Below are 505 nucleotides of genomic sequence, written 5' to 3' on the forward strand. Positions count from 1 at the left end.
GAAAGGATGTGGGAATCGTTGTTCATCAGATCACCCGATTTTTCCGCTGATGTAGCTTTCGGTCCGCGGATCATGCGGATTGGTAAAGATTTGGCCCGTCTCACCGAATTCCACCAGATTTCCCATATGGAAAAAGGCGGTCTTCTGGCTGACGCGGGCTGCCTGCTGCATGGAGTGGGTCACGATCACCACGGCAAATTGCGTCCGCAGTTCATCGATCAACTCTTCCACCTGGGCGGTCGCAATCGGATCCAGCGCTGAACAGGGTTCGTCCATCAGCAGCACTTCGGGCGATGTTTCACAGGCAGAGGCCTATCGCATGGTGGATGCCATCGACTGGCCCGAGGGGTTTGCCCGCCGCGATATCGGGTGGCGCGCGTTGTAACATCGCTTGCCCTTGGCGAAGCGGATCGCTAAGGGGGTCCCCGTATGTCCGGCAGAGGGGGGGAACCTATGCCAACTCTTGTCATGAAATTTGGCGGCACATCAGTGGCCGACTTGTCGC

1 pseudogene is annotated in these 505 nt (G+C 57.6%); it reads right to left on the reverse strand.

The features are described from left to right. Positions 1–30: 30 nt before the first annotated feature. Positions 31–312: pseudogene (locus TR36_RS14525) on the reverse strand (phosphate ABC transporter ATP-binding protein); the annotation flags it as partial. Between the last annotated feature and the right edge of the window lie 193 nt (positions 313–505).

It is taken from the genome of Falsirhodobacter sp. alg1, assembly GCF_000739715.2.
Classification (GTDB): domain Bacteria; phylum Pseudomonadota; class Alphaproteobacteria; order Rhodobacterales; family Rhodobacteraceae; genus Falsirhodobacter.